This window comes from Bradyrhizobium sp. BR14999 (assembly GCF_056106085.1).
Genome location: NZ_CM148536.1, coordinates 3,311,201 through 3,332,636, shown reverse-complemented (window position 1 = coordinate 3,332,636; position 21,436 = coordinate 3,311,201). Strand labels below are relative to the sequence as shown.

The following is a 21,436-nucleotide window of genomic DNA, read 5'->3' as shown; positions in this document are numbered from 1 at the left end:
GGATCGTGAGTGCGGCGCCGGTCGCTCCATTGATCCAAGTCAACGGTCGTGTCCATTCTGATCGGCAATGCCATGCCGTTCGCAACGCAATAGGAAGGCGTCAGACCGTTCGTTGCGCAGTGCTCGCCTGATCATCGCTCAGCAGGCTATCGAGCGACCGCAGCCACTGGCCGCTGTCGGTCTTGGCCGCGAGTCCTTCGGCGCGCAAGAGGTCGCGGAGCTGCGCATGCGCGCCGACGATGCAGAAGGTCACCCTGCGTGACGCAAGTTCGTCGTGGAGATCGTGCAGCATGCGCGCGCCTGCCAGATCGATATAGGGCGACGCCGATAAGTCGCAGGCTACCAGCCGGACGCCCGGCGACCCCCGGAGGGCGATCAGAACGGTTTCCAGGATCGTCTCGGCATTGATGTAGAGCAGTGACGCTTCGGGCCGGAAGGCGATGATTCCAATCAGCGGCTCGACGCCCTCATGCCTCGCACTGTCCGAGTAACGGCCGCTGCCGGGCAAGCGGCCGAGGAATGCGACGTTTGGCCGCGATGCCCGCGCCAGCAGCAGGAAGATCGACGCGATCGATGCCAGCAGAATGCCCTGGAGGATGCCGAGCAGCAGCACGGAGATCAGGGCAATCGCCGCGGCGTAGAAATCGATCCGACTGACCTGCCACATTCGTAGCAGTGCACGAACGTCGACCAGCCTGTAGACGGCGGCGAAGACGATCGCCCCGAGCACCGCCTTGGGGAGATTGGTCAGCAGCCCCGTGAAGAACAATAGGCACAGCCCGAGCGCCACCGAGCAGATCACCAGCGCCAGCGGTGTCCGCGCGCCGGCACTGTCGTTGACGGCCGATTGCGACAGGCCGCCGGCGACGGGATAGACATGGCCTAAGGCAGCGGCGAGGTTCGCCGCGCCCAATCCCAGGAACTCCTGACGGACATCGAGCGGGTAGCCGTGCTTGGCAGCAAAGCTGCGGGCCGCCGATACGCCTTCGATATAGGCCAGCAGCACGCAACCCGCCGCGAGCGGAAACAGATCGTCGAACTCCAGCAGGCCGAATGTCGGGATCCCCAGCGCCGGCAGTCCTTCCGGTATCTTCCCGGTGACGGGCACACCGAGGGCCGGGAGGCCCAGAAGTGTTGCCAGAATGATCGCGAGCGCAACGATGGTGATGCCGACGGGCTTGCCCGGCAAAAGCCGCTCGCCAAGCAGGAGCAATAACAGCGCGACGGCGCCGATCGCGAGCACAAGCGGATCGATGCTGCCCAGCTGACCGACCAGCTTGATGGCGCGATCGAAGAAATTATGGCCGCCACCGGCAACACCGAGGAGGCTCGGCAATTGGCTCATGATGATGGTGAGCCCGGCGCCGGCCTTGAAGCCGACCAGAATGCTGTCGCTGACGAGGCGGACCAGCACACTGAGCTTGAACAGCCAGGCGATGAAGCACAACACGGCCACCGCAAAGGCTGCGAGGCTCGCGATCTGGGCATAACGCAGTGCATCGCCGCCGGCCAGCGCGCCGACGGTGCCGGCGATCATCAGGGAAATCGCCGAGGTCGGGCCGATCGCAAGCTGCCGCGATGACCCCAACAAGGCGTAGCCGATGCCGCCGAGCATGTAGCCATAGACGCCGACTTGCGGCGGCAAGCCGGCGAGCGCGGCATAGGCGAGCGAGACCGGGATGGCATAAGCGGCGAGCGTGATGCCGGCGATCGCGTCGGATGGCAGCCATTCGCGCTTGTAAGCGCCAAGCCAGCCGGCCGGCGGAAAGAACCGCATCCACGTCGGATCGGACGGTGTGTTCATCGACCCTCCTCCGAACGAGACGCTTCGCAGCGCGGCAGCACAATCAACAGCGCGACCACCGGCAGGCCCCAGCGCGAGCGGCGCAACATCCCCAGCGGCGCGCCCCCGGATGCGACCGCGAAGATGTTCTCGCCCTCGACCTTGACGAACATCGCGGCTGTCGCAAACATTTCATGAGGTCATAGGGCATCGCCTCGTCTCTGCCGAGCCTTGATCTGGATCAAGCAATGTCCCCGCACCGCCAATCAAATCGCACCAACGCGCCGGGGGAACGCGACCATGGAAACCGTCAGGTGGATCATCACCGCCGCACCGGAAATCTTCCTGCTGCTGGCGATTGCGATCGGCACCATCCTCGGCTGCATCAGGGCTCGCGGCTTCTCGATCGGCATCACCGCCTGGTGCTCGGCGTCGCCGTGCCCTACGCGGTCGGCAACGTCGTGCTGACGGTGCTCGGTCCGATCGTGGTGGCCGCAACGTTTTCGGGATGAGGGAGGTCGCGATGCATCGCATGCCTGCATTGCTCCAGGCTCTTGCGACCACCCTCCTCGTCCTTCTCGTCGTCGCATCGCCCGTGCGCGCCGAGGACGAGGTCCGCATCCAGGAAGAAGTCTGGGCACTCCCGCTGCCGCTGCCGATGTTCGCCTATCTGGTGCGCCCGGTCGGCGACGGCCCCTTCCCGCTGGTGATCATGAACCATGGCGTCTCGCTCAACCCGACTGATCGCAGCTTCTTTCCATTGGTGGAATTCCGTGATGCCGCCAAATGGTTCGCCAGGCGCGGCTATCTCGTGGTGGCGCCGGTCGGCAGCGGTTATGGCGCACAGGCGATCGACATTCCCGAGCGCGCACTGTTTGGCCCGTTCTTCTCCAAAGTCGGTAAGTGCACCAATCCCAACTTTCATGATGCGGGCCTTGCTGTCGCCCAGGTCGATCTCTGGATCATCGACTACCTCGCCGTCGAGAAGCGGATCATCCCGAAGGACGTGATCGTGGTCGGGCAGTCCGCCGGCGGCTGGGCTTCGATCGCCTTGTCGAGCGTGAACCCGCCGCAGGTGAAAGCGATCATCACCTTCGCCGCAGGCCGCGGCGGCCGGGTCGGCGGCAAGCCCAACAACAATTGCGCACCCGACAAGCTGGTCGAGGCCACCGCGGATTTCGGCCGCACCTCGCGCGTGCCGATGCTGTGGATCTACATCGAGAACGACACGTTCTTCGGACCCGATCTGTCCAAGCGCATGCATGCCGCCTTCACCACCGCCGGCGGCCGCGCCGAATATCATCTGATGCCGCCGTTCGGCAATGAAGGTCATTTCTTCATCGGCTCGCCGGACGCGATCCCGCTCTGGTCGCCGCTGGTGACGAGGTTCTTGGATGCGCAGAAGTGATTGCCATATCCCGGAGACGCGACGATGCCTCGCCCTCTTGATTGTCTCTCTGGCCTTTTGATGGTTGCAGCCGTCGGAACAGCCACAGGCTCAGGCGTCGCCGCGCCGAAGGCCGCGCAAGCCGACAAGCCCGCCGAGGTCGCAACGCGCGGCCAGCGCGAAGAAAAGGATATCAGCTATGGCGCTTGGCAGAAACTCTGCTTCAAGGCCGGCGGTGCGCCGATGCTGTGCCGGACTTCGATAACAGGCAAATTCCCGACCGGTCAGACGGCCGTGCGCATCGACCTGATCGAGCGCGAGGACGCTTCCACAGCCCGGCTGCAATTGTTCGTGCCTGTCGGCATGTACCTGCAACAAGCCCCCAAATTGACGGTCGACCACGGCACTCCCTTCCGCGTGCCCTATACCTGGTGTGTCACCAACCTCTGCATCGCAGCCGACGTGGCGGCGCCAAAGACCCTCAAGGAGATGGCATCAGGCAAGGCGCTGACGCTCGAGCTCGTCGATTCGAATCTCCTGGCCCTCACGACCTCGGTTCCGCTGGCTCAGTTCGCGTCCGTGCGCAACGGTGCGCCGGCGAAGACGCTGGAGCAGTATGTCGAGGAGTGAGCGCTCGCGGCCTATGCGACAGTGGCGCGCGTTACCGATTCGATCAGCGATTCTGCGGAAAATGGCTTTGTCAGATAAGCGATGCAGCCCGACGCGATCGCCGCGGTACGGTTCGCGGGGCAATCATTACCGGTTACATAGATCACGGGCGCCATGACGCCGTTCTCAGCCAGTCTTCGCCGTACCTCGATGCCGGACTTTGCGCCAAGATTGATGTCGAGGATGATGCAAATCGCGGTGTAGAACTTGCCATGATCGAGCAAGGCACTCGCAGTGTCGAACAGCGTGGTGTCGAAACCGTACCCTCGCAGAAGTCTGTCCATGCTGGCACGCATGGACGGATCGTCATCGACGACGAAAACGGACTCGCGTAGGGGCAAGGCGATCTGCCTTTCCGGGAGATGACGAACTGCTACGATGGTGGGATACTGGATACGATTGCTCCGCATTTCCGAGCGGACATCTAATGCACTATAGCGCACGGCTCGCCGTGCACTGTCAACACGCCTCAGCATTGTCCTTTGGGGCAGTCACAGCGGGGAGAACCGTACCGCTGTGACGATGCGGCTAATGCTCGTTCGAATCGAGTATTCCGAGCCGCTCTGCGATCGAAACGAGTTCCGCCAGCGAATGAACCTGCATCTTCTCCATCACTTGATGACGGTGCGCTTTCACTGTGCGTTCGGCGGTTCCGAGTTCATGCGCGATCTGCTTGTTGATCCGGCCGCGCACAATGAGATCAAACACCTGTCGCTCGCGCTGCGTCAGCGTGGCCAGATGACCACGAAAAGCATCAAGTCTGCTGCGCTGGGTGCGCGCCGTTTGCTGACTGGCCAACGCGCGCTCGATCGCGTCGAGCAACTGCTCGGAGGATATAGGTTTGGTCAGGAAGTCTTCCGCTCCCGCCTTGATCGCGCGTACGGTGGTTGGCGTGTCGGCATGGCCGGTCAGGAAGACGATCGGCAGCATCGAACCAGACGCGATCAACCGGGTCTGCAGGTCGGGACCGCTCAGTCCCGGAATCCGTACGTCGAGCAGGATACACCCCACTTGCTCGTCATCCGGCGCCGAATCCAGCAGCTCCAGTGCTGAGGCATAGGTCGCGACCTCATATCCTGCGAGCTTCAGCCTGCGCTCGATCGCGGTCCGAAAGGACTCGTCGTCGTCAACAACGTGAACGAGGCCTGGCACTTTTTTACCTCTCGCTCAATTTAATGAGGACGGCTCGACGTCCCTCTCATTCTTCAAGTCATCTTCACGTTTGGAAGTCGGAATATCTGCTTCGCAATATGTCGCATCTCCACCGCGGCAAGCTTCTCATCCCGCGCAACAATCAGCAGTACTGTCCTTTGGTACAATGAACCTTGGGACAATGGATTGAACTACCACCTTGGCCGAAAATCAACTGTGGCGGGAGTGGGATAGCGCGGCGCATTTCCAGCTGAGAATATTTCATCCGACCGACCAATTCGGCGACAAGCTGAGGAGTTGGCCCATGTTCGTTCGCATCACAACGGATTCCACCCTGCGTCCCAATACCCTCCGCGACCTCGGCATGACAAATCATTCAAATGCGCTGGTCAATTTAAGCGAATTCTCGTACCGAAAAGGATCCGAGATCTACGGCGAGAAAGAGCCGGCCGAGTATGTTTACCAGGTCAAGTCCGGAGCGGTACGAAGTTACAAGCTGCTGTCGGATGGCCGCAGGCAGATCGGCGCATTTCACCTCGTTGGCGACATCTTCGGGCTCGAGAACGGCAGCGAGCACCGGTTCACGACGGAAGCGATCATCGACACCACGGTACGCCTGATCAGACGGCAAAGTCTCGAAACCGTGGCCGAGAGCGATGTCATGGTAACCAGAAACCTGCTCAGCATGACGACAGATAACCTCCAGCATGCGGAAGACCACATGCTGCTTCTCGGCCGCAAGACCTCCCTGGAGCGGGTCGCGGCGTTCCTGCTTGAAATGGACAAGCGCCTGACGGCCGCCGGCGTCATGGCACTTCCGATGTCGCGGCGCGATATCGCCGACTATCTCGGCCTGACGCTGGAGACTGTCTCGCGCGCTCTGTCGCGGCTGCATGAGCTTGGCGTTCTCGGCTTCGTCGGCAACACTCAGCGTCAGATCGTGCTGCTCGACCGGCACCAGCTCGCCAGTCTCGATCTGCAGCCCTGAACCGGCGGAGTGCTGGTCCACAATCCACGGCCATCAAGATGGGTCCACGCGACTGCGTTGGATCCGTGGTAAACTTGTGCCGGGCGCTTCCGTCAGCCCGAGATGTTCGAGTGTCTTGCGCAAGACTTCGAACAGAATGGCGGCGGACCAGCCGAACAGCAGAACACCATTCATGGCGGTCAACGGGCCGATCAGCCGCCATTCGCGCACCGGCGTGATGTCGCCGTAGCCCAGCGTGGTGTAGTTGACGAAAGCAAAGTAGAGCAAGTCCGTGTCGACGGCAGCAGCCTGGACGACATTGTAGGTCGCGGCCCACATCAGGATTTCGAGCATGTGGGCGATCTTCAACACGACGGCGGCCGCGATCATGACGCCCATGAGATGCAACCTCGGCCGATTGGTATGACGCAGGCCTGCACTGCGAGCGATGGCGACCGCGACCACCGTCACCAGCGCGTGGAGCCCGATATTGATCACACTGACCAGGATGCCGACAAGGAATTGTAGCATCATAGCGTCGAACCCGACCTCAATTCGGCAGACCCAATTCGTTATGATCGACGATGAGAATCGTATCTATGGTGACCATGCTCGCGCCTATCGACGAAGGGGACGATTGATCTAGGTCAACGGTGCGTCGACGGTTTCCGTTGCGGCAACGGCAGCCTGGTCCACCGGAATCGGCGTAGCCCGGTCGATCCCGATCCATGCAGCCGCTAACTCCCAAGCAACCGACAGGATGATCGGCCCGATGAACAGGCCGATGATCCCATGCGCGAGCGTACCACCGATGACCCCGATCAGGATCACGAGCGTCGGCGTCGTCAGGCCTCGCCCCATGAGAAGCGGCTTCAGGACGTTATCAAGAAGACCGACGGCGACGAGATAGACCGTCAAGAGCAGGGCTACGGTCACGTCCTTGTCCATCCATATCCAAACGACCACGGGAAGAAGCACGATAGCCGCGCCGATCTGAACGATCGATAGCAAGAGCACGATGATTGCGAGCAGCCCTGCGCTTGGGAGGCCAGCGAGCTTGAAACCGATGCCCGCCAGCAGGGCCTGCACGATGGCGACACCGATGACACCCTGTGAGACCGCGCGTATGGTGGCCCCGGCGAGCTCCAGGAAGTGCTCGCTCTGGTCGGGCACGATGCGCAACAGGAAGCCCCGGAGCGCGGCAACAAGCTGCGCCCCGTACGGAAGCAGGAAACCGGTGACGACCACCGACAGCAGGAATTGGAGCATTCCGATGCCGGTGTCGCCCGCAAACGACAACATCGTCCCGGCGAGCGGTTTCAAATACGGCGCCACCTCGCGCAGCGCAGCACGGATATTCGTGTAGGCCTCATCCCAGAACGCGTAGAGCTGCGGACCGATCAAGGGCCAATCCCTGATCTGCTCTGGCGCCGCCTGAAGCACGAGATCCCCGCTGCCGATCTGGCCCGCAAGGTCCCGGAGCCCTTCAACCGCACTCAGGCCCAGCCAGGCGGCGGGACCGATGACGATGCCTAGCGTGACGAGGGTGAGAACGGCCGAGGCGATCCGGGGACGATCGCCGAGGCGTTGTGCGAGCCAGGCGAAAACCGGGTAGAACGCCACCGCCAGCACCGCGCTCCAAGTCAGGATCGGCACGAACGGTCGGATGATCAGAAATGTCCATAGGATCAGCAGGCCGAGCAGCGCCAGCCGGATCACAAGCTGGACAACACCGTCGGTGGACAGAAGCTGGCGAAGTGTCTTCAAGGCTTTGCCGGATCTCAGAGGCCAGACAGCTTACAGCTTGAAGACCGCGGGGGCCTGAGACTTGATCCAGATCAAACGAGCGGTTCCGACCACTATTGCCCTCCGCCGACGCCGGCGCAGACTACCAAACATCCGCAGCGATCGGCATGAGACGTTGGCGCATCACGACGGACGGGTGCACTCATACGATGCTACCCCTTCTTCTCATCAAGCAGCTTGGCCACACGACGCAAGCCGAGCAGATAACCCTGGGTCCCGAAGCCTGCGATGACTCCATCAGCTCGTTTGGACGCAAACGAGTGGTGGCGGAATTCCTCGCGTTTGTGCACGTTGGAAATGTGCACCTCGATCACTGTCCCCTCGAACGTGTTTAGAGCATCCAGGATGGCGACCGACGTATGGGTGAAAGCCGCGGGATTCATCACGATACCGGCCGCCGTCTCGCGCGCCTCGTGGATCCAGTCGATCAGCTCGTATTCTCTGTTGGATTGATGAAAGCGAATCTCCAGGCCAAGCTCCCCGGCCAGCGCCCGGCAATCTCGCTCCACATCCGAAAGCGTCTCGTGGCCATAGATGTGGGGCTGGCGCTTGCCAAGCAAATTGAGATTTGGCCCGTTGAGGACGTAGACAAGACGACTCATGGAAGTACTCCGTTCAGTGATGGGCGAGGATCTCACCAAGGAACTGCCTGGTGCGGGCGTGCTGTGGATTGCGGAAGAAAGCGCCGGGCTCGCCTTCTTCGATGATCTGGCCTTCAGCCATGAAGATGACCCGGTCGGCAACCTGGCGGGCAAAGCCCATCTCGTGGGTGACGCAAATCATGGTCATGCCGTCGTTGGCGAGGCCTATCATTGTATCGAGCACCTCCTTGACCATTTCGGGATCGAGAGCCGAGGTCGGTTCGTCAAACAGCATCACCTTAGGCTGCATGCAGAGCGCGCGCGCAATCGCGACGCGCTGTTGCTGACCGCCCGAAAGCTGAGCCGGATACTTGTTAGCCTGGTCACCGATGCGCACGCGCTCGAGATATTTTCGCGCGGTCGCCTCCGCCTCGGTCTTGCTGATGCGGCGCGCGCGAATGGGGGCGAGCATGCAATTCTGCAACACCGTCATATGCGGAAAGAGGTTGAAGCTCTGAAAGACCATGCCGACGTCCTGACGTACGACATCGATTGCCTTGCTGTCGTCCAGCCGATGACCGTTTACTACGATACTGCCCTGCTGGATCGCCTCGAGGCGGTTGATGCAGCGGATCAGTGTCGACTTGCCTGAGCCGGACGGACCGCAGAGCACGATTTTTTCACCCTTGCGCACAGTGAGATCAACGTTGCGGAGAGCTTGGTACCCGCCGTACCACTTCTGCACACCCGTCATTTCGATCAGGATCTGGTCCTGCATGAATTCGGCCTCCGACATCGACAGCGGCCAACGCGCGCAGCGCGTCGGCCGCTTAACGGTATTTACTGGACTGTGAACGGAACGCCGGGGACCGAGTCGGGGAAGGTCGGCACGGGCGCCTTCATCCATTTGGCGTAGAAGCCGGCCAACTTGCCGTTAGACTTGATCTGGTCGATGAACTTGTTGGCGGTCTCGTTCCACTCCTTCTCCCCCAGGCGGGTGCAGGCTCCGTTGTACAGGGCAGTGAAGTGAAGCTTGGGCTCGAACCCAAATTCCGGCTTTGCGGCGTTCAGACGCTGCGGGTAGAAGCTATTTGCGCCGACGGCCTGCACCTGACCCGAGAGCAGCGCCTGGATTGTGGCCGCATCATCATCAAATCTGCGGATTTCGGTGCCCGCTGGAGCACTATTGGTGACCTGGGTGTCCTGCGTGGAGGACCTCGGAACGCCTATAACGTACTTGCCCATATCGGCATTGCTGCTGATCGGCGTTGCCTGGGCAGCGACAAGGGTGATCTCGTTGGCAACATACGGCTTGGAATACTGCACCGCCTTGGCACGCTCGGGCAGCATCGCCATGGTTGCGAACAGAATGTCCACGCGGCCTGTGGTCAGCGCCGGAATACGATTGGCCACTGCCAGCGGGACGAACTCGGCCTTCACGCCAAGATATTCAGCGAAGGCGCGCCCCATATCGGCATCGATGCCATCCTGCTTTCCTGAGCTATCGACATAGCCCCATGGAGGATTATCGCCCTGAATGCCGATGACGACGACGCCCTTCTTCTTCACGTCTTCCAGGATGCCCGCCTGCGATTTACCTGCGACAGCGATGGCCCCCAGCATCAGCAGCGCGATGCCGAGCTGGCGACGATTGATCGAAAATAACATCTGATGTTTCCTCCTGCTGGTGATGGCTGTGTTTGATTGGGTAGATTGCGGCCGTTCCTACCTTTGATTGGCCAGGGCGAGCCTGGCCTCCATCCGGCTGCCCCACCACGACAGTGGCCAGCAGAGGATGAAATACATCGCGCCGACCACGCCGAAGACGAGCAACGGCTGGAAGGTCTGGTTCGATACGATTTGACCGGCGCGGGCGAGTTCGATGAAGCCGACGATGGCAGCGAGCGAAGTGCCCTTGATGAGCTGCACGAGATAGCCGATGGTCGCCGGCAGCGAGATGCGGATCGCCTGCGGCAGCACGATGTCGCGCATGCGGGACGAATAGTGCAGTCCAAGCGCCATCGCCGCCTCGGTCTGGCCACGCGGCACGGCCTGTATCGCACCGCGCCAAATCTCACCAAGGAAGGCGGAGGCATTCACGGTGAAGCCGATCGCCACCGCGACGAAGGCGTCGAGCTTCAGCCCGGTCAGCGCCAATCCGTAATACACGACGAAGAGCTGCAGCAGCAGCGGGGTGCCTTGGAATATCCCGATGTAGATGCGGATGACCCATTCCACGCCCTTATGACCACAGGTGCGCAGCAATGCGACCGCCAGACCCGCCGTGCAGCCGCCCGCAAACGCGACCAGCGTCAGCAGCATCGTCCATTGCAGCCCACGCAACAGGAAACCGAACTCAGGGAGGCCAAAATGCGGTGCCATCATCTCCCCCTCAGCGTGTCGGATATGAGAAGAAGCGGTGAGAGATGACCGCGAAGCCCAGCATCAACAGCCAGGAGATCGCGAGGTAGAGGAAAGTGACGAAGAAGTAGACCTCGAAGCTGCGGAATGTGTCGCTTTCGATGCGCTGCGCAACCGACGTCAATTCGTAGGCCGATACGGCCGAACAGATCGACGAGGTCAGCGTCAGCATGATGAACTGACCCGTGAGCGAGGGGTAGATCGCGCGAAGCGCTGGCTTGAGCACAACGAACCGGAATACCTGCCCTTTGTGCAGTCCGAGCGCGTAGCCGGCTTCTACCTGTCCCTTATGAATGGACTGCACCCCGCCGCGGATGATCTCGATGGCGTAGGCGCCGCCATTGACACCGAGTGCGATGACGGCGGTGGCTGTCGGATTGAGCTTCAATCCGACGAGCGGCAGGGCGAAGAACAGAAAGAAGATCTGCACCAGGAAAGGCGTATTGCGCACGGTCTCGACGAAGCCGATCACGAGAGCACGCAACCACGCCGCCTTCGAATCGCGTGCCGCGACGCCGGCGACACCGATCATCATTGCGAGCGTCATGCCGGCAAGCGCCAGGCCCAACGTACCCACGCACCCCCACAGCAGCGCGGGCATCGCATGCCAAACCACCGAGAAATCGAGCGTGTAGCCCATCTTGCGTTTCCTCTCGGGCGTTGTACGTGCCGCTCGCCCATCGGCCGGGTGTCACCCTCCCCGGGATGCAAAAGTGGCGAAGAAGACGTCTGGATCAGGTGAGATGCCCGTGAACAGGCGGAATGCCTCGGTACCCTGGAAGATCGCCATGCCACCACCATCGACGGTGCGGCAGCCGAGGGCACGCGCCGCGCGCAGCAGCGCGGTTTCCAGCGGGAAGTAGACGATCTCGGCGACCCACAGATCGGGACGCAGCAGGGCCGTCGGCAGCGGCGTGCCCGGATACTTGTCCATGCCGATCGGCGTCGCGTTGACAATTCCGTCTGCGGCAGCGACGGCCGCCGCGACATCCTGGCCGGCCCTCAAGCGCCCCTCTACAAATCGAGGGGACAAGCTATCCACCAAACTCTGCGCCTTGGCCACGTCGACGTCGATGATGGTTAGTTCCCGCACGCCCAGCTTCATGAGCGCGAAAGCGACCGCCGAGCCTGCGCCGCCCGCGCCGAACTGGACGACGCGACCGAGCGATGCACCTTGCATGTTGCGGCGAAAGTTCTCGGCGAAGCCGAACCAGTCCGTGTTGTGGCCGGTCATTCGACCGTTCCTGATGACCACGGTGTTCACGGCGCCAAGCGCCTCTGCGTCAGGCGAAAGCTCGTCCAAGTGTGGAAGGATCGCCTGCTTGCAGGGATGGGTCACGTTCAACCCGTCAAAGCCCATCCGCCTTGCGGCCGTGAGCAATTCCGGCAACGCCTCCACACCGAGCTTCAACTCTGTCAGATCGATCTTTTTGTAGATATAGCGGATGCCAGCGGCGTCTGCGGCCGCTTCGTGCATGGGCGGGGTGCGGGACGCAGCGATGCCACTGCCGATCAGGCCGACGAGAAAACTGGACTTCGGATGCATGCTCGGTATCGCCCGTCAGCTCAATGGGACGGTCAGTTCGGCGATGACCTGAGCCGTGCTCGGTCGAACGCCGCGCCACCAGGAAAAAGCTTCGGCCGCCTGCTCGACCAGCATGCCGACGCCGTCGGCCAGCTTGGTTACGCCTTCGGCGCGGGCCGCTTGCAGAAAGGGCGTCAGCCCTTTGCCATAGGCTAGTTCGTACGCCAGCGCCGCACCGCGGAAGACATTGCCTGGAAGCGGCGGCATTTCACCCCGCAGGCTGGCCGACGTCGCGTTGACGACGACGTCATAGCCCTCGGCAAGATCGGCCAGTTCAGCATAGCCGCTGACAATCAGGGGACCACAGCCGGCAAACTCTTCGGCCAATGCCACCGCTTTCGACAGCGTTCGGTTGACCAGAACCAGCTCGGACGGCTCCTGGCGCAGGAACGGCAGCAGCGCGCCACGCGCTGCTCCTCCAGCGCCGAGCATTAGGACGCGCCGGCCGGCCATTTTGACGCCGAGATTGACGGTGATGTCACGCACTAGGCCGATCCCGTCGAAATTCTCGGCAATGATCCGATCGCCCTCGAACTTCAGGCAGTTTGCGGCGCCTGCTCGTTTGGCGCTCTCTGAAAGCTCATTTGCGTAGGCGAAAGCATCGAGCTTGAACGGGGCTGTGATGTTCAGCCCCTTGGCGCCCTCCGTCCGGAATTGATCAACCCGTTCGTTGAAGCCATCGAGTGGTCCCTCGATCGCCTCATAGACAAGGTCCTGTCCCGTCATTTTGGCGAAAGTGCCATGGATGAGGGGTGATTTGCTGAAGCCGATCGGATTGCCAATCACCGCATAACGATCGCTCATGGCTTACTCCTGCACTGCAGTTTCGTTGTAGAGAACACCGTCTCGCACCATCGCGTCGATGGTTTGGGCCGACAGTCCCAGCGACTCTGCAATGCGGCGATTGTCCTGGCCGAGCAGTGGTGCCGGAGTGCGCACCGTGATGTCGCAGCTGGAGAAGCGGAAGGGCAGGTTCGGCAAAGTCACCCTGCCGAGAACAGGATGCTCCTGCTCGACCAGCATGCCGCGCGCGTGGATCTGCGGATCCTTCACGACCTCTTCGATGGTCTGCACAGGAGCGGACGGCACACCTGCTTGCTCGAGTGCGGCAAGACAGGCATCCCGAGACGGCTGCGAAAGCGTCCAGTTGCGCACAATTTCCATCGCCTCGGCATAATGGGCGTTCCGCGCGGCAGGCGTGGTGAAGCGTTCGTCGGATGACAAGCTGCTTCCTCCGATCAGCGCCGCCAATCGTCGCCACGCATCATCGACTTGCGCAGCGATGACAAGATTGCCGTCCTTGGCCGGAAAGACCCCGTAAACGGTCGAGTCCGGCTGTCCGCTGCCGGTCTGCTTCGGCAGGTCGGTACCGCCGGAGAGGAAGTAACGCTGAACCGCATAGTCGTGCATCGAGACCATGCAGTCGTACAGCGCCAGATCGATATGCTGGCCGCGGCCGGACGACGCGCGGCCGACCAGCGCTGCATTGATGGCAGCCACACCGTGAATGCCGGTATACATGTCGGCCAGTGGCATCCGCAGCAGCGGCGGCGCTTCACCGGGAGAGCCCAGTTGCGCCAGAGCCCCCGACATCGCCTCTGCGATCAGGCCGAAGCCCGGACGGTCGGCATAGGGACCGGTGTGGCCATAGGCGGAGACCGAGCAGTAGATCAGTCCCGGATTCCGCGTCGACAGCGCCTTGTAACCGAGCCCGAGGCGGTCGAGTGCGCCGGGGCGGTAGTTCTCGATGAAGACGTCGGCTGTGTCGACTAGCTTCATCATCATGTCGAGACCACGCGTGTCGCGCAGATCGATACACAATCCCTGCTTCCCCATGTTCTGCTGCAGGAAGTAGCCGGATTGTCCGTCCTTGAAATACCCATGGGCTCGGCCCGCATCGCCTTGCCTAGGACGCTCCACCTTGATGACCTCAGCGCCCATCGCAGCGAGGCAACGGCCCATGAACGGGCCGGCCAGGAAATGGCTGTAGTCGATGACGCGAATGCCTTTGAGCGGCAGATCTTGCGCCGTCATGCCTGCTCTCCTGCGGCGTTGGTCTTCGGGCGCATCGGAATCATCAGTCGATGCTCACCAGTCTGCACCACGTCGCCGCGCTGATTGATCAGCTCTGACGGCAGCACCACGATGCCCCATCCATCACGCTTCGTGGCGCGCATTGAACCGACGCGGAACTTCACGTGCACGGTGTCACCGAGCTTGATCGGTAGCTTGAAATCCCACGTCCAGCCCAGCGACATTCCCGGAAGGAAACGGTAGTCGGCACGGGTCTTCAAACCGTCGGCCAGCGACAGACCGAACAGCCCGTGCGCGACGCGCGTGCCGAATGGTGTGGTCTTGGCGTATTCCTCGTCGACATGGACCGGCGTGAAATCACCCGTCAGTTCGGCATAGGCATTCACCATCGCTTCGGTGACCGTCACCGAGGGGGTGATGCATTCGTCACCGACTCTGGCATCGTCCCAGTAGCGCTCACCGGTCATGTCGCGTCTTCCTCTAACTCTAGGCACGGGGATTGATCGCCAGGGCAGCTTCCACGGCGCCTGCACTGGCTTGCAAGATTTCGACGTTGAGCCCACCCGGCAGCTCGAGCCAGTTCGGCCCGGCAGGCAACGCCTTGGCGCCCCACGCGGCCGCACGGGCGAGCACACCTTCGTAATCGTCGACCATGATGCCGAGATGGGCGAGACGCCCCTCCGGTCCCACGAAGTTCGGATCTTCGATGAGTTGCACGCTTCCGAGCACCCACACCTGACGTGGGCGCGCGCCATCGGCGGGTTGCTCGTCGCGAATGGCAAGACCAAGCACCTCACGAAAGAAGTCGACGTGACGATCAACGTCAGGCACACGGATGGCGACGTGTTCGACATAGGCACGGGGCGGCGACATCGTCTCAGGACCTTCCAGGATAGTCGCTGCGGGCGTATTCGATGCCCTTGACTAACGCGACGAGGGTGGAATTTACGGGAGTTGGGACGTTGAGCCTGGAACCCCAACGCACGACGGAGCCGTGAATGTAGTCGACCTCGGTCAGGTTGCCGGACTGCAAACTCTGCAACATCGACGTCTTGAACTCGGGCGGTAGACCAGCGGATGCCATCGTCCAAGCGCGTCGCGGATCGGTGATCGAGATCTTCACGCCGGCCGCCTGCGCGACCGCGATGCCCTCTGAGATCGCGGCCAGCGCGCAATCTTCCAGGATCGGCAGCGAATAGAGACCGCCATACGTCAGCCCGGTAACGGCGGTAATTCCTCCTCCGGCGACATTGATGAACAACTTGTCCCACATCGTGCCCAAGATGTTGTCGCTGAGCAGCGTGAGAATGCCGGCACGATTGAACGTCTCGGAAATTCGCTGAGCGCGTTCCGTCAGGCGTCCATCGAGCTCGCCGATGATGGTTTCCTTGCCGATGACCCCGGAGCGGACATGACCGGGGCCGAGCAGCACGCCGCCAACGTAGGTCTTGCCTGCCATGACCCGGTCACGACCAACTTCCTCCGAAAGAATATCCTCGTGACCAAGACCGTTTTGAAGCGACATCACGACTGTCTGCGGCCCGATGATCGGCGCTGCCGCCCGGATCGCATCCCGCGTGTGATAGGATTTGACGAGGACGATGACGAGGTCCGCCACGATGCCGACCTGGGTCGCGGAAGTGCAGGCAGAGACCTTCACAACGGTCTCGGCGTCGCCTTCGAGCATCCGGAGACCATCAGCATTGATCGCGTCGACATGAGCCTGGAACGGATCGATCAACCAAACCTCAGCACCACCGCGCGCCAGCGTGCCACCGATGGTCGAGCCTAGGGCTCCCGCTCCGATAAAGCAGATCCTCATCCGAACGCTTCTCCCGCGCCCTTTTTGGCGTCGGAAGCGTGGTAGCAGTCGGCTCAGTATTTGGATATGCTATGATCCTTATATCCATTATTGCATATCGCAATGAAGCACCGGGACCTCTCCGAGACGAACCTGCTGGAGCCGCGCCTGCTCCGGCTCTTCGATGCATTGTTCACCACGGGTAGCGTGACCAAGGCAGCCGAGAAGCTCGGTCAAAGCCAGCCGACCATTTCGATCTGGCTGGCGCGCCTGCGAAAGGAACTGGACGATCCGCTCTTTATCCGGTCGGCTGAGGGAATGCTGCCGACTCCGCGCGCCGAGGCTCTCATCGGCACGGCCAGACAGGCGTTGGAGATGCTGCGTCGTCTGGCAGAACTTCGCCCCGAGTTTGATCCGGCGACTGCAAAGCGCCGCTTCGTCATCTGCATGACGGATGCGAGCCACATCACGCTGCTTCCGGCCATCCTCGCCTACGTTCGTCGTGTTGCTCCGGGCATCCGCATCGAGGCGGCGCAGATCGGCGGCGATACCCCACGAATGCTGCAGTCTGGCGAGGCCGATCTGGCGCTCGGCTACATCTCGGACCTCGACGCTGGGCACTTCCAACAGGCACTCTTTCCGCAGGATTGGGTCTGCTTGGCGAACGCAAAACATGCCCGGATCCGCGACCGCATCACCGCAAAGGATTTCAGGCGCGAGGCGCACGTCCTCATTCGGTCCGGCACTGGACATCAGTTGCTCGCGGCCGCGCTACAGGAGCAGCGGATAGTCCTCGACGTTGCGCTTGAGCTACCGGGCTTTTTGGGGTTACCCGCAATCGTCGGGACAACTGACCTGATCGCCACCCTTCCAAGGCACATCGGCGAAACGTTGGCTCACTATTACGGACTGCGCGTGCTCGACTGCCCGCTGGCGATCGCCGGCTTTACGGTGAAGCAATATTGGCACGCCCGCTTCCATCACGACCCGGCAAGCCAATGGCTGCGTGACGTGTGCGGTGAGCTCTTTCAACAGCAGGAAGTACGGGGTCTACATCGTTCCGGCCGGCCAAAGAAACGACGGCCACGCGATTTGCCGTCGTAGTCGACCGTTTATTGAGGGCGGAAGCTAAACGTTCGGTTTGCGCAAAAAGGCTGCCGATGTCATGTATCCGGCCCTCGAAGCCTCGGTTGGTCAGGGCGGCAAGGCAGCCCTCCACCGCCTTTGCAGCCGACCAATGCGCCACGCAGAATAGGATTTTCCCCTGTCGGAATGGAGCGCAGCTTCAATATCGCAACGCAACATAAATCTGGACGCTCGAGCTTAGCCGTCAATACCGCAATCGGTTATTGGCAGGCGGCCCCCCTCAACGACCCACCGCGCGGACGGCCACGACAATCTCGGCCGGGCAAACCGGGACTTGTAGGACTTTCGAACCGTTGTAATGTTGGAACGTGCGGCGTTCGCATGGCTGCTTCCCATAAAGGGCGCGGCGTCACCATAAGCAGGCGCGAACCAACGCGTCGGTTTTTGGGATCGAGAGCGACATGGCCGATGGCGGATCGTTTGATACGTTCCCCAAGTTGATTCTGCGAAATGCGACGCAGTTCGGCACGCGTCCGGCGTTTCGACACAAGGATCTTGGCATTTGGCAGACGTGGACGTGGGCCCAGGTTGCTGCGATCGTCCGGGCTTACGCCGCGGGCTTGCATCGACTTGGACTGCAGCCAGGAGACAAGATCGCGGTAGTGGGTTCCAACCGACCGAAGCTCTACTGGACCATGATGGCAGCGCAGGCGCTGCAAGCGATTCCGGTTCCGGTTTACTCGGACGCAGTGGCTGAAGAGCTTGCTTTTGTTCTCGCGCACGCTGAGGTGAGCTTTGTTGCAGCACAGGATCAGGAGCAAGTGGACAAGGTCTTGTCCGTATGCGAGCGAGTGCCGCATCTTCAAAAGATTCTCTATGACGAGTCGCGCGGCCTTGATGGCTACGCGGACAGCCGGCTGATCGCAATCCACGATGTCATCGAGGACGCTCGCGCAGCGCTTACGGCGGATCCGGCGCTCTGTGGACAGATCGATGAATTCGTCCGGCAGGGTGATGGTTCTGACATCGCGGTCATCCTCTACACCTCGGGAACGACCGGCGCGTCGAAGGGCGTCGTGCTGTCGACGCGAGGCTGCATTGACGCCGCGTCGGACACCACCAGGTTCGACGGACTGGCCGACCACGACGTGGTGTTCGCATATCTGCCGCTGGCCTGGGTGGGCGATCATTACCTCAACTATGTGCAAGGCCTTGTCGCTGGCTTCTGCATGGCCTGTCCCGAGAGTAGTGAAACGATCGAGCAGGATCGGCGCGAGATCGGACCGACCTTCTATTTCGCGCCGCCGCGTGGTTTCGAGGCCATGCGGACGCGCCTGATGATCCGCATGGAGGACGCTGCGCCTGTCAAGCGTCGAATGTTCAACTACTTTCTCGACGTGGCGCGCCGGTATGGCGAGCAGGTGTTGACCGGAAAACAGGTGCCGCTGCGGGGCCGGTTGCTCTATGCGCTCGGGCGCTTGCTGGTCTACGAACCTCTCAAGAATGTTCTCGGCCTGTCCCGGGTGCGTGTCGCGTACACTGCAGGCGAAGCCATCGGTCCGGACTTGTTCGCATTCTACCGCTCGATCGGACTAAATCTGAAGCAGCTCTACGGCCAGACCGAAGCCTTCCTGTACGTGACGTGCCAGCCTGATGGCGAGATCTACCCCGATACGGTTGGTCCGGCGGCCCCGAACGTCGACATCCGCATTGCGCAATCGGGCGAAGTGCAATTTCGCTCGCCCGGCATGTTCGTCGGATATTTCAAGGATCAGGCGAAGACCGCGGAAACCATGACATTCGACGGTTACGTCAAGACCGGCGATGCGGGCTTTTTCGACGAGAAGACCGGACATCTAAAGATCATCGATCGGGCGAAGGACGTCGGCTGGCTGGCTGACGGCACGATGGTTGCGCCGAAGTACCTTGAGAACAAACTGAAGTTTTTTCCCAATATCAAGGAAGCGATCACTTTCGGCGACTCAAGAGAGTTTGTTTGCGCCATGATCAACATCGACCCGGTCGCTATCGCGAATTGGGCGGAGCGCAACAATATCGCCTATGGCTCCTATCAGGAGCTTGCCGGGCATCCGCTGGTCTATGACATGGTAGCGAAAGACGTTGCCGCGGTGAACCACTCTCTCGTCAAGGAAAGGGTGCTGGCGGGCGCTCAAATTCGTCGCTTTCTCATTTTGCACAAGGAACTCGACGCAGATGACGGCGAATTGACCCGCACGCAGAAGGTGCGTCGCCGGTTCATTGCCGAGCGCTATGCGCCACTGGTCACCGCACTCTACGACGGCTCGCATGAGGCCGACATTTCCACTGAAGTCACTTTTGAGGATGGCCGCAAGGGCACTATCGCGGCTCGTGTCAAGATCCGCGACATGCAGGTCACTGGTTCGGCGGAATCTTTGGGGAAGGCAGCATGAGAGCGCCGGACACAAACGAGATCCTGCTTCAAGTCGAGGGCGTAGCACTGGCCTTCGGCGGCGTCAGGGCGCTGAGGGACGTTTCGTTCAACGTGAGAAAAGGCGAAATTCGAGCCATCATCGGCCCCAACGGCGCCGGCAAGACCTCGATGCTCAACGTCATCAACGGTTTCTATCACCCTGATCGTGGCACCATCACCTTCAAGGGGCGCACCCGGGCCAGGATGCAGCCTTTCGAGGCCGCCCGCGGCGGCGTCGCGCGCACCTTCCAGAACGTCGCCCTGTTCAAGGGAATGAGCGCGCTCGACAACATCATGGCTGGCCGCACGTTGAAGGTGCGCCGGGGCCTCTTATGGCAGATGCTGCGTTACGGCCCTGCTCTGGCAGAGGAAGTCGAGCATCGGCACCGGGTCGAGGAGATTATCGACTTCCTGGAGATCGAATCGATCCGCAAGGTGCCTGTCGGGCGCTTGCCATACGGCTTGCAGAAGCGCGTCGAGCTTGGTCGCGCTCTCGCCATGGAGCCCGACCTTCTTCTCCTCGACGAGCCCATGGCAGGGATGAATCTCGAGGAGAAGGAGGACATGTCGCGGTTCATTATCGATGTGAACAGCCATTACGGCACAACGATCGTGCTGATCGAGCACGACATGGCTGTGGTCATGGATCTATCGGATAGAGTGGCGGTGCTCGATCATGGCGTAAAGATCGCCGACGGCACGCCGGACGAGATGAGGGAGAACCAGGCCGTCATCGACGCCTATCTTGGCGTCGCACACTGAGGTGCGTTCGTGATCGCATTGGGTCAGTTTCTCGAGGTCCTGATCGGCGGATTGATGTCCGGCGTGCTCTATTCGCTGGTCGCCCTCGGCTTCGTGCTGATCTTCAAGGCATCCGGCGTTTTTAATTTTGCCCAGGGTGCAATGGTATTGCTCGCGGGATTGGCGCTGGTTCGCTCGCTCGATCTCCTCGTAGCCAACGGCTTTCCGCTTTGGGTTGCGATCGTTCTCGGCATCGGCTTTGCCGCCGTGATCATGGCGACAACGGCTTGGCTGATCGAGCGGTTCGTGATCGGACCCCTCATCAACCAGGACGCCCTCACGCTGTTCATGTCCACCATCGGCGTGACATTCGTTCTCGAGGGCGCGGCGGAAATGATCTTCGGATCGGATGTTTATCCGTTGCGGCTATTCCCGACGGACGCCTGGTTCGTGTTTGAGGGCCTCTTCCCGGGTGGAATTCTGATCAACAAGCTGGACGTCTGGGGTGCATTGATCGCAGGCATCCTGGTCGCCGGCCTCGCGATCTTCTTTCAGCGTACCAAGACCGGTCGCGCACTCAGGGCTGTGGCCGATGACCATTTGGCCGCGCACTCGGTTGGGATTCCAATCAGTTGGATCTGGTTCGTGGTCTGGCTCGTTGCCGGTCTCGTCGCGCTGGTTGCGGCGACCGTGTGGGGCACCAAGCTTGGTGTGCAATTTTCCATCACCTTTCTCGCGCTGAAGGCTCTGCCGGTCCTGATCATCGGGGGCCTCACCTCCATTCCGGGAGCCATCGCCGGCGGGCTCATTGTCGGGGCGGGTGAGAAGCTTGCAGAGGTGTACCTCGGGCCATCTATCGGCGGCGGTATCGAATATTGGTTTGGCTATGTGCTGGCGTTAACAGTGTTGCTTGTGCGGCCGCAGGGTCTGTTCGGCGAGCGGATCATCGAGCGTATCTGAGACAGGAGCTA

At 61.4% G+C, this 21,436-nt stretch carries 25 protein-coding genes; 8 read left to right on the top strand and 17 right to left on the bottom strand.

Features of this window, described 5'->3' with window-relative positions:
• Window positions 1-100: 100 nt before the first annotated feature.
• Together ACR9YP_RS15345 and ACR9YP_RS15340 are read right to left on the bottom strand one after the other, a co-directional pair.
• Window positions 101-1,804: a SulP family inorganic anion transporter gene (locus ACR9YP_RS15345; RefSeq protein ID WP_091878435.1), complete on the bottom strand. Its 1,704-nt coding sequence runs from the start codon at window positions 1,802-1,804 to the stop codon at window positions 101-103.
• Entirely contained in the window at window positions 1,801-1,956 is a 156-nt protein-coding gene (locus ACR9YP_RS15340) for a hypothetical protein (RefSeq protein WP_176945276.1), read from the bottom strand. The genes ACR9YP_RS15345 and ACR9YP_RS15340 overlap by 4 nt, the downstream gene beginning before the upstream one ends.
• A 127-nt stretch (window positions 1,957-2,083) precedes the next feature.
• On the opposite strand from ACR9YP_RS15340, the gene ACR9YP_RS15335 reads away from it, so the two are divergent.
• From ACR9YP_RS15335 to ACR9YP_RS15325, 3 genes are all read left to right on the top strand, one after another.
• A complete protein-coding gene (locus ACR9YP_RS15335; RefSeq protein ID WP_474220331.1) occupies window positions 2,084-2,251 on the top strand; it encodes a hypothetical protein in 168 nt (55 codons plus the stop codon).
• A gap of 64 nt (window positions 2,252-2,315) precedes the next feature.
• Window positions 2,316-3,191 carry an alpha/beta hydrolase family protein gene (locus ACR9YP_RS15330; protein ID WP_474221062.1) on the top strand — a complete coding sequence of 292 codons (876 nt, stop codon included), beginning with the start codon at window positions 2,316-2,318 and terminating at the stop codon, window positions 3,189-3,191.
• Window positions 3,192-3,215: 24 nt separating this feature from the next.
• Window positions 3,216-3,800, top strand: a complete 585-nt coding sequence (locus ACR9YP_RS15325; protein WP_474220330.1) for an invasion associated locus B family protein — start codon at window positions 3,216-3,218, stop codon at window positions 3,798-3,800.
• 11 nt (window positions 3,801-3,811) lie between these two features.
• Here the strand turns inward: ACR9YP_RS15325 and ACR9YP_RS15320 are convergent, their stop codons facing one another.
• Complete coding sequence (locus ACR9YP_RS15320; RefSeq protein ID WP_176945332.1) at window positions 3,812-4,180, bottom strand: response regulator transcription factor; 369 nt, start codon at window positions 4,178-4,180, stop codon at window positions 3,812-3,814.
• 187 nt (window positions 4,181-4,367) lie between these two features.
• The gene (locus tag ACR9YP_RS15315) at window positions 4,368-4,991 is read right to left on the bottom strand and encodes a response regulator transcription factor (RefSeq protein ID WP_091878442.1); all 624 of its coding nucleotides are present in this window, start codon (window positions 4,989-4,991) and stop codon (window positions 4,368-4,370) included.
• Window positions 4,992-5,295: 304 nt separating this feature from the next.
• Between ACR9YP_RS15315 and ACR9YP_RS15310 the strand changes: the two genes are divergently transcribed.
• Window positions 5,296-5,979 (top strand): helix-turn-helix domain-containing protein, encoded by a 684-nt coding sequence (locus tag ACR9YP_RS15310; RefSeq protein ID WP_091880224.1) that lies wholly within the window; start codon window positions 5,296-5,298, stop codon window positions 5,977-5,979.
• 33 nt (window positions 5,980-6,012) lie between these two features.
• Here the strand turns inward: ACR9YP_RS15310 and ACR9YP_RS15305 are convergent, their stop codons facing one another.
• The 13 genes from ACR9YP_RS15305 to ACR9YP_RS15245 all read right to left on the bottom strand — a co-directional run bounded on the left by ACR9YP_RS15305 (window position 6,013) and on the right by ACR9YP_RS15245 (window position 16,207).
• Entirely contained in the window at window positions 6,013-6,492 is a 480-nt protein-coding gene (locus ACR9YP_RS15305) for a potassium channel family protein (RefSeq protein ID WP_091878444.1), read from the bottom strand.
• A 108-nt stretch (window positions 6,493-6,600) separates the two neighbouring features.
• Window positions 6,601-7,725 carry an AI-2E family transporter gene (locus ACR9YP_RS15300; RefSeq protein ID WP_091878446.1) on the bottom strand — a complete coding sequence of 375 codons (1,125 nt, stop codon included), beginning with the start codon at window positions 7,723-7,725 and terminating at the stop codon, window positions 6,601-6,603.
• 191 nt (window positions 7,726-7,916) lie between these two features.
• A complete protein-coding gene (aroQ, locus tag ACR9YP_RS15295) occupies window positions 7,917-8,366 on the bottom strand; it encodes a type II 3-dehydroquinate dehydratase (RefSeq protein ID WP_091878448.1) in 450 nt (149 codons plus the stop codon).
• 13 nt (window positions 8,367-8,379) lie between these two features.
• Window positions 8,380-9,123: an amino acid ABC transporter ATP-binding protein gene (locus tag ACR9YP_RS15290; RefSeq protein ID WP_091880228.1), complete on the bottom strand. Its 744-nt coding sequence runs from the start codon at window positions 9,121-9,123 to the stop codon at window positions 8,380-8,382.
• 62 nt (window positions 9,124-9,185) lie between these two features.
• Window positions 9,186-10,013 carry a transporter substrate-binding domain-containing protein gene (locus tag ACR9YP_RS15285; protein ID WP_091878450.1) on the bottom strand — a complete coding sequence of 276 codons (828 nt, stop codon included), beginning with the start codon at window positions 10,011-10,013 and terminating at the stop codon, window positions 9,186-9,188.
• A 57-nt stretch (window positions 10,014-10,070) separates the two neighbouring features.
• Window positions 10,071-10,727 (bottom strand): amino acid ABC transporter permease, encoded by a 657-nt coding sequence (locus tag ACR9YP_RS15280; protein WP_091878452.1) that lies wholly within the window; start codon window positions 10,725-10,727, stop codon window positions 10,071-10,073.
• Between the two features lie 10 nt (window positions 10,728-10,737).
• Complete coding sequence (locus tag ACR9YP_RS15275; RefSeq protein ID WP_091878454.1) at window positions 10,738-11,406, bottom strand: amino acid ABC transporter permease; 669 nt, start codon at window positions 11,404-11,406, stop codon at window positions 10,738-10,740.
• Between the two features lie 51 nt (window positions 11,407-11,457).
• The gene (locus ACR9YP_RS15270) at window positions 11,458-12,312 is read right to left on the bottom strand and encodes a shikimate dehydrogenase (RefSeq protein WP_091878455.1); all 855 of its coding nucleotides are present in this window, start codon (window positions 12,310-12,312) and stop codon (window positions 11,458-11,460) included.
• A gap of 15 nt (window positions 12,313-12,327) precedes the next feature.
• Entirely contained in the window at window positions 12,328-13,155 is an 828-nt protein-coding gene (gene aroE / locus ACR9YP_RS15265; RefSeq protein WP_091878457.1) for a shikimate dehydrogenase, read from the bottom strand.
• A 3-nt stretch (window positions 13,156-13,158) separates the two neighbouring features.
• Window positions 13,159-14,385 (bottom strand): CaiB/BaiF CoA transferase family protein, encoded by a 1,227-nt coding sequence (locus tag ACR9YP_RS15260; RefSeq protein ID WP_091878459.1) that lies wholly within the window; start codon window positions 14,383-14,385, stop codon window positions 13,159-13,161.
• Window positions 14,382-14,852, bottom strand: coding sequence for a MaoC family dehydratase (locus tag ACR9YP_RS15255; RefSeq protein WP_128932302.1), 471 nt, complete (start codon window positions 14,850-14,852; stop codon window positions 14,382-14,384). The genes ACR9YP_RS15260 and ACR9YP_RS15255 overlap by 4 nt, the downstream gene beginning before the upstream one ends.
• Before the next feature lie 19 nt (window positions 14,853-14,871).
• A complete protein-coding gene (locus ACR9YP_RS15250; RefSeq protein WP_128945180.1) occupies window positions 14,872-15,258 on the bottom strand; it encodes a VOC family protein in 387 nt (128 codons plus the stop codon).
• Between the two features lie 4 nt (window positions 15,259-15,262).
• Window positions 15,263-16,207: a ketopantoate reductase family protein gene (locus ACR9YP_RS15245; protein ID WP_474220325.1), complete on the bottom strand. Its 945-nt coding sequence runs from the start codon at window positions 16,205-16,207 to the stop codon at window positions 15,263-15,265.
• 102 nt (window positions 16,208-16,309) lie between these two features.
• Between ACR9YP_RS15245 and ACR9YP_RS15240 the strand changes: the two genes are divergently transcribed.
• The 4 genes from ACR9YP_RS15240 to ACR9YP_RS15225 all read left to right on the top strand — a co-directional run bounded on the left by ACR9YP_RS15240 (window position 16,310) and on the right by ACR9YP_RS15225 (window position 21,425).
• A complete protein-coding gene (locus ACR9YP_RS15240; protein WP_474220323.1) occupies window positions 16,310-17,290 on the top strand; it encodes a LysR family transcriptional regulator in 981 nt (326 codons plus the stop codon).
• Between the two features lie 443 nt (window positions 17,291-17,733).
• Entirely contained in the window at window positions 17,734-19,704 is a 1,971-nt protein-coding gene (locus tag ACR9YP_RS15235) for an AMP-binding protein (RefSeq protein ID WP_474220321.1), read from the top strand.
• A complete protein-coding gene (locus ACR9YP_RS15230) occupies window positions 19,701-20,486 on the top strand; it encodes an ABC transporter ATP-binding protein (RefSeq protein ID WP_438110609.1) in 786 nt (261 codons plus the stop codon). The genes ACR9YP_RS15235 and ACR9YP_RS15230 overlap by 4 nt, the downstream gene beginning before the upstream one ends.
• Window positions 20,487-20,495: 9 nt before the next feature.
• Entirely contained in the window at window positions 20,496-21,425 is a 930-nt protein-coding gene (locus ACR9YP_RS15225; protein ID WP_091878473.1) for a branched-chain amino acid ABC transporter permease, read from the top strand.
• Window positions 21,426-21,436: the final 11 nt, after the last annotated feature.

What these genes read in the sequence shown, in the direction of transcription:
- ACR9YP_RS15345 (WP_091878435.1), bottom strand. Translation starts at nt 1,804, where the DNA reads ATGAACACACCGTCCGATCCGACGTGGATGCGGTTCTTTCCGCCGGCC.
- ACR9YP_RS15340 (WP_176945276.1), bottom strand. Translation starts at nt 1,956, where the DNA reads ATGTTCGTCAAGGTCGAGGGCGAGAACATCTTCGCGGTCGCATCCGGG.
- ACR9YP_RS15335 (WP_474220331.1), top strand. Translation starts at nt 2,084, where the DNA reads ATGGAAACCGTCAGGTGGATCATCACCGCCGCACCGGAAATCTTCCTG.
- ACR9YP_RS15330 (WP_474221062.1), top strand. Translation starts at nt 2,316, where the DNA reads ATGCCTGCATTGCTCCAGGCTCTTGCGACCACCCTCCTCGTCCTTCTC.
- ACR9YP_RS15325 (WP_474220330.1), top strand. Translation starts at nt 3,216, where the DNA reads ATGCCTCGCCCTCTTGATTGTCTCTCTGGCCTTTTGATGGTTGCAGCC.
- ACR9YP_RS15310 (WP_091880224.1), top strand. Translation starts at nt 5,296, where the DNA reads ATGTTCGTTCGCATCACAACGGATTCCACCCTGCGTCCCAATACCCTC.
- ACR9YP_RS15305 (WP_091878444.1), bottom strand. Translation starts at nt 6,492, where the DNA reads ATGATGCTACAATTCCTTGTCGGCATCCTGGTCAGTGTGATCAATATC.
- aroQ (WP_091878448.1), bottom strand. Translation starts at nt 8,366, where the DNA reads ATGAGTCGTCTTGTCTACGTCCTCAACGGGCCAAATCTCAATTTGCTT.
- ACR9YP_RS15290 (WP_091880228.1), bottom strand. Translation starts at nt 9,123, where the DNA reads ATGCAGGACCAGATCCTGATCGAAATGACGGGTGTGCAGAAGTGGTAC.
- ACR9YP_RS15285 (WP_091878450.1), bottom strand. Translation starts at nt 10,013, where the DNA reads ATGTTATTTTCGATCAATCGTCGCCAGCTCGGCATCGCGCTGCTGATG.
- ACR9YP_RS15280 (WP_091878452.1), bottom strand. Translation starts at nt 10,727, where the DNA reads ATGGCACCGCATTTTGGCCTCCCTGAGTTCGGTTTCCTGTTGCGTGGG.
- ACR9YP_RS15275 (WP_091878454.1), bottom strand. Translation starts at nt 11,406, where the DNA reads ATGGGCTACACGCTCGATTTCTCGGTGGTTTGGCATGCGATGCCCGCG.
- ACR9YP_RS15270 (WP_091878455.1), bottom strand. Translation starts at nt 12,312, where the DNA reads ATGCATCCGAAGTCCAGTTTTCTCGTCGGCCTGATCGGCAGTGGCATC.
- aroE (WP_091878457.1), bottom strand. Translation starts at nt 13,155, where the DNA reads ATGAGCGATCGTTATGCGGTGATTGGCAATCCGATCGGCTTCAGCAAA.
- ACR9YP_RS15260 (WP_091878459.1), bottom strand. Translation starts at nt 14,385, where the DNA reads ATGACGGCGCAAGATCTGCCGCTCAAAGGCATTCGCGTCATCGACTAC.
- ACR9YP_RS15255 (WP_128932302.1), bottom strand. Translation starts at nt 14,852, where the DNA reads ATGACCGGTGAGCGCTACTGGGACGATGCCAGAGTCGGTGACGAATGC.
- ACR9YP_RS15250 (WP_128945180.1), bottom strand. Translation starts at nt 15,258, where the DNA reads ATGTCGCCGCCCCGTGCCTATGTCGAACACGTCGCCATCCGTGTGCCT.
- ACR9YP_RS15245 (WP_474220325.1), bottom strand. Translation starts at nt 16,207, where the DNA reads ATGAGGATCTGCTTTATCGGAGCGGGAGCCCTAGGCTCGACCATCGGT.
- ACR9YP_RS15240 (WP_474220323.1), top strand. Translation starts at nt 16,310, where the DNA reads ATGAAGCACCGGGACCTCTCCGAGACGAACCTGCTGGAGCCGCGCCTG.
- ACR9YP_RS15235 (WP_474220321.1), top strand. Translation starts at nt 17,734, where the DNA reads ATGGCCGATGGCGGATCGTTTGATACGTTCCCCAAGTTGATTCTGCGA.
- ACR9YP_RS15230 (WP_438110609.1), top strand. Translation starts at nt 19,701, where the DNA reads ATGAGAGCGCCGGACACAAACGAGATCCTGCTTCAAGTCGAGGGCGTA.